1 protein-coding gene is annotated in these 416 nt (G+C 70.7%); it reads right to left on the bottom strand.

Translation table 11 applies throughout. The annotated features are described in order from the left end of the window. Nucleotides 1-416 (bottom strand): Gfo/Idh/MocA family protein (locus AB4Z02_RS19185; protein WP_441972969.1); only part of this gene is annotated, 416 nt, incomplete at both ends.

Consider the following 416-nt stretch of genomic DNA (forward strand, 5'->3'; position numbering starts at 1 on the left):
GCGGCGACGGAGGTGTAGGACTGCTGGGTCACCCAGGCGGTCAGGTCGATGTCGTGCGTGCCGAGGTCCTTGACCACACCCACGTCGGCGATCCGGGCCGGGAACGGGCCCTGGCGACGCGTCGTGACCTGGTAGACGTCACCGAGCTCCCCGGCCTCCAGGCGCGCCCTCGCGCTCTGCAGCGCCGGGTTGTACCGCTCGATGTGCCCGACCGCACCCACGAGACCGGCGTCCTTGAACGCGCTAGCCAGGCGCACCGCCGACGGCGTGTCCTGGGCCAGCGGCTTCTCGATGATCGCGTGCACCCCGGCCGCAGCCAACGCCAACCCGACCGGCTCGTGGTAGACCGTCGGCACCGCCACCATGCAGTAGTCGAGGTCGTGCTTGATCAGGCCCTCGATCGAGTCCTCCAGCGG

It is taken from the genome of Pedococcus sp. 2YAF34, assembly GCF_052114585.1.
Classification (GTDB): domain Bacteria; phylum Actinomycetota; class Actinomycetes; order Actinomycetales; family Dermatophilaceae; genus Pedococcus.